Here is a 4,913-nt window from a genome sequence, read left to right on the forward strand (position 1 = left end):
CCTTGACAACGGCGCGCTCTCGCGGCGCATGCATGGCATAACCGCGTTCGGCCTTGCTGGCATTGGCGGCGCGCAGCGGCAGCGTCTGCTGCAAGGCCAAAGCCAGCTCAAACAAGCTCGCCGCGGCACCGGATTTGAGCTCTAGTTCGATTTCGCTGATGGCAATGCTTTTGTCGCCATGGAGGATTTCACCCTGGTCCAGGGCCAGCTCCACTTCGTCCCCCGCCTGCGACCTCAGCAGCCAGATCGTGCGTTTGAATTGGGTCGTGAATATCGGCAGCAAGCGGTTGGCAAGGTCTGGCGCCGACAACAAGGCGGCCACCGCCGAACCTGGCTCAAGCAGTCCGCGCAACGCCTGCAGGTCAGGCGCCGCGCCGCTGATGTCGGATTCCCACTCGGGGCGCTGATGCAAGCCGGCCGCCGCCTGGCCGCCGCTCTTGCAAGTCTGGACCCAGCGCGTCCCCACTTTGCGCACCCGCAGCGCGGTGTGGTTTTGCTGCAGATACAACTCGGGTGTATCAAAGTAGATGCTGGTCAGCTGCCGCGATTGCGGCTTGCCGGTGGCGTAATGCGTTAACAGGGGATGGCGGCGGAAGCTGGCGACATCCCGCGGCTCCAATAGCAGTTTTAATTCGATTTCCATGCTTCAAGCATACTTCCAAACCGCTGCTTTCAGTAAGCCATTGTTTTAATGCCATTACCCCGGAATGAATCGAAACCGCCCGGAGTTCTAGAATTCACGGCTCCGGGAACGGCACGCCCGCTTCATCGCCGGAATCATGCTGTAGCCGCTTTGCCGGTAATAACGATAGAAATAGAAAAAGGTTTTCATGTCAGGCACGCAATGATTGGAAGGAATGAGAGTTTCCCACCAAAAACGGAAGGCGCGACGCCGCAGTTGACCAGATGTCGATGAAATAACAATCTTTAACGTTTGTACTCAGTTTGTACTCATACTGCCCTGCTCTCGCCCGATAGTTGGACATGACGCAACCAATCGGCGTACAGCGGCGTAATATCATGTTGTCCAGCTCAAGCGACTGTCATCGATGCCGATTCCGTATTTGAGAAAACTGACTGGCAAGGACCGCAGCCAGCAAGCAAACCGCCACTTGGCGTTTTTCCTGTCTTTTATCGCCGGCGCGATCAATGCCGGCGGCTTCCTGGCGGTCGGGCAATACACTTCCCACATGTCCGGCATCGTTTCCTCGATGGCGGACAATCTTGCGCTAGGTTCGCTGGGACTGATGCTGGCAGGCCTGGCTTGCCTGCTGTCGTTCCTGTTCGGCGCCATGACATCCGCATTGCTGATCAACTGGGGACGCAGGCAAGACCTGCAGGCGGAATTTGCGCTGCCTTTGATGCTGGAAGCGAGCCTGCTGCTGGTGTTTGGCCTGCTGGGCGGCAACCTGGAGGGCCATAAATGGCTGTTCGTGCCGATGACCGTGATACTGCTGTGCGCCATCATGGGCTTGCAGAACGCCATCATCACCAAGATTTCCAAAGCCGAGATCCGCACCACCCACATCACCGGCATGGTCACCGACATCGGCATCGAACTCGGCAAGCTGGTCTACTGGAACCGGCTGGAGCCGGACCACGGGCGCCCGGACGTAACCGCCGACCGCGGCAAACTGCGGCTGCTGGCGACCCTGGTCACACTGTTTTTCAGCGGCGGCCTGGCTGGCGCGCTGGGCTTCAAACATATAGGCTTCATCGCCACCGCAGCGCTTGCCGCCACCTTGATGTGCCTAGCGATCGTGCCCATCGTCGATGATTTCCTGAAATTCCGGCGCAATGTGTGAATCGGATGCAAGACCTGCCGGTTAATTGGACTTCGATACCACACTGGCCTTGCATCCCTCATTGTTCTATGCCGCTTTCAGAGTAGCGGCCTCAGCCAAGGCCGAGTCAAGCGCGCTCTGCTTTTGTTCCGGCCCCAGGTTGATGCCCTCGGCACGGACAAAGGTGAGATCGGTGACGCCGATGAAAGTGAAGAAGCTCTTCAGGAACGATTCCTGGTGATCCATGAAAGCCATCGGCGACGCCGCTGAATAGATCCCGCCGCGCGCGGAAGCGATAATCACCCTCTTGGCGCCGGCCAGGCCTTCGACGCCTGCCGCGCTGTAGTTGAAGGTTTTGCCGGGAGCCGCGAGGCAATCGATCCATGCTTTCAGCTGGCTTGGAATGCCAAAGTTGTACATCGGCGCACCCACGACGATAATGTCCGCGGCCAGGAATTCATCCAGGGCGACATTGGTCGTGGCGAACTCGGACTGCGCCGAGGCATCCGGCCGGGCGCCGCCTTGCAGCGCGGCAGCGATCATGGCGTCGATCTCGCCCGACAGCGCGCCCATTTCATGCAAGCTCGTCAGCTTGGCGAACAGGATGGCTGGCGACTGCTGCGGCACAGGCACCGCCGCCAGATCGCGGTAAATGAGCTCCAGGCCAGGAGAAGTTTCTTTCAGGCGAGCGACAACGCCGGCTGACAATTGACGGCTGACGGATTGTGCGCCGGAAATACTGGAATCGATGTGCAAGACTTGCATGGCTAACCTCATGAGGGGATTTTCAAATGTCGGTACTGGCGCGGCGTCAGCCACGCACAGATCGACCGCTAGGAACATTTTGTTCGTAGCGCTATGATATGCTGCGTAAAAGATTGCACAAGGAGGCACAATTTTGAGCGATACGAACATTCCTGTTCGCGCCATGGAGCCTGAACACGAGGGATGCCGGGCCGTTGCAGAAACACTTGGCCGCATAGGCGACAAATGGACCGTGATGGTGGTCGGTTCCCTGGCGCACGGACCGATGCGCTACAACCATATCCTGCGCACGGTGGAAGGCATATCGCAGCGCATGCTGACCTTGACCCTGAAAGGCCTGGAGCAGGACGGCCTGGTTACCCGCACCATGTACCCGACCATACCGCCGCGCGTCGACTATGAGCTGACCGAGCTCGGACGCCTGCTGATCGTGCCCTTGCAGTCGCTGTATGACTGGGCAACGCAGCACCGGCCAGCGATGCTGGCGGCGCGTGAGGCGTTCGCCGAGAAGGAGCGCGAAGCTGCGTCGCAACGGGCCCGCTTCACCGCGCCAAAATAAATCATGAGATGACTGCTGCCTGCCTGTCTTGTTCAGGCCAGCCGGCCGCAGTCACGGAATCAACCAAACTTTTTAAGGATTGCCATGTTCGCTTCGCTCACCGCCGAAATTGATGTCGACTATTCTCTGCTGGTGCGCCAGGCCGCCAGTCTTCTTGAAGACGAGCGCGACCAGACGGCTAACGCAGCACAATTTTCCGCATTCATCTACCAGTCGCTGGCCGACCTGAACTGGGCCGGCTTCTACTGGGTCAAGCCGGCCAAAAAGGCGAATGGCGAGGAATTGCTGATCGGCCCGTTCCAGGGCAAAGTCGCTTGTGCGCGGATTGCGTTTGGCAAGGGCGTCTGCGGCGCCGCAGCCGCGGAACGGCGCGCCATCCTGGTGCCGGACGTGCATGCCTTTGCCGGCCACATCGCCTGCGACGCGGCATCGAACTCGGAAATCGTGATCCCGGTCATTAAAGACGGACAGCTATACGGCGTACTTGATATCGACAGCCCCACACTGAATCGATTCCGGCCTGAAGACCTGCAAGGACTGGAAGCGCTGCTTGCATTGTTCGTTGCAGCGACCGATTTCGATTAAGCTCAGACGGTCTTGATGAACAACGCGACCAGCTTGCGCGTCAAGCTGGAATAAGGCGGATAGAACATCTTGGCGAGCATGATGCGGGTGCGCACCACCGCCCGCTCATGCGAGAACGCCAGGAAACCGTAGTGGCCGTGGGCGCTGCCGATGCCGGAATTGTTGACGCCGCCGAACGGCAGGTTGCCGTGCAAGAACTGCACTACGCAATGGTTGATGCAAGCGCCGCCTGAAGTCGTCTGCTGCATCACCTTGGCGATATTCGCCTGCTTGCGGCTCCAGACATACAGCGCCAGGGGCTTGGGCTCGGCATTGATGCGCGCAATCACGGTATCGAGCTGGTCGTAGCTGATCACCGGCAGCAGCGGCCCGAAGATTTCCTCCCTCATGATCTTGGCATCGTCCGGAATCCCGTCCAGCAGCGTTGGCGCAATGTAGCGCTGGTCTTCGTCAATCGCGCCGCCTGTCACTATCCGCGCGCCACGCGCGGTAGCGTCATCCAGCAGGCTCTTGACGCGCGCGGTGTGGCGCTGGTTGACGATGCGCGCCAAGTTGGCGCTGCCGGCCTGCTCCGCTCCCTTGCCGTAGGCGCTCTCCAGCACCGCCACGCAGTGTCCGAGGAAAGCCTCCTTGACGCTGGCGTGCACATAGATGTGATCGGGAGCGATGCAGGTCTGGCCGTTGTTGGTGAATTTGGCCCACAGGATGTTTTGCGCCGCCGCCCGCAGGTCGGCCGTCTCGTCGACGATGGTAGGCGATTTGCCGCCCAGTTCCAGCGTGACGCTGGTCAGATGCTTGGCCGCTGCCGCCATGACGATCTTGCCGACGGCCGGCGAGCCGGTGAAAAAGATGTGATCGAAAGGCAGCTCCAGCAATGCCTGGGCTACCGGCGCATCGCCTTCGAACAGCGCCACTTCGTCTTCAGTGAATACCGCCCGGATGATCTTGCCGATGACGGCGGACGCATGCGGCGTCATTTCCGATGGCTTGAGGATTACCGTATTACCCGCGGCCAGCGCCGACACCAGCGGCCCGAGGCTCAGGTTCACCGGATAATTCCAGGGCGCCACGATCAATACCCGTCCCTTGGGTTCGTACTGGGTATACCCCGAAGTGCCGGCCATCATGCGCGACGGCCAGACTTTCTTCGGCTTCATCCAGCGCCCCAGCTTGCGGATGGCGTCATTGGCCTCGGCGATCACCGGCAGGATTTCGCTTAA

General features: G+C 59.9%; 5 protein-coding genes and 1 pseudogene. 3 read left to right on the plus strand and 3 right to left on the minus strand.

From position 1 onward, the window contains the following. The coding region (locus JWQ61_RS21610; protein WP_304362333.1) for an inorganic triphosphatase at positions 1–643 on the minus strand (643 nt) is incomplete at its 3' end. A 406-nt stretch (positions 644–1,049) separates the two neighbouring features. On the opposite strand from JWQ61_RS21610, the pseudogene JWQ61_RS21615 reads away from it, so the two are divergent. Next, positions 1,050–1,778 (plus strand): annotated as a pseudogene (locus JWQ61_RS21615) (YoaK family protein); the annotation flags it as partial. 93 nt (positions 1,779–1,871) lie between these two features. On the opposite strand, the gene JWQ61_RS21620 reads toward JWQ61_RS21615, so the two are convergent. Next, on the minus strand, positions 1,872–2,549 hold the full coding sequence (locus tag JWQ61_RS21620; RefSeq protein ID WP_304362334.1) for an FMN-dependent NADH-azoreductase: 678 nt from the start codon (positions 2,547–2,549) through the stop codon (positions 1,872–1,874). A 133-nt stretch (positions 2,550–2,682) separates the two neighbouring features. Between JWQ61_RS21620 and JWQ61_RS21625 the strand changes: the two genes are divergently transcribed. Then, entirely contained in the window at positions 2,683–3,108 is a 426-nt protein-coding gene (locus JWQ61_RS21625) for a winged helix-turn-helix transcriptional regulator (RefSeq protein WP_369684915.1), read from the plus strand. A gap of 84 nt (positions 3,109–3,192) precedes the next feature. Next, positions 3,193–3,693, plus strand: coding sequence for a GAF domain-containing protein (locus tag JWQ61_RS21630; RefSeq protein WP_304362335.1), 501 nt, complete (start codon positions 3,193–3,195; stop codon positions 3,691–3,693). A 2-nt stretch (positions 3,694–3,695) separates the two neighbouring features. Here the strand turns inward: JWQ61_RS21630 and JWQ61_RS21635 are convergent. Continuing rightward, positions 3,696–4,913, minus strand: a 1,218-nt coding sequence (locus JWQ61_RS21635) for an aldehyde dehydrogenase family protein (RefSeq protein WP_304362336.1), incomplete at its 5' end; no start/stop codon positions are given.

The organism is Collimonas fungivorans (genome assembly GCF_028292705.1).
In the GTDB taxonomy this organism is placed as follows: Bacteria; Pseudomonadota; Gammaproteobacteria; order Burkholderiales; family Burkholderiaceae_D; genus Collimonas; species Collimonas fungivorans_B.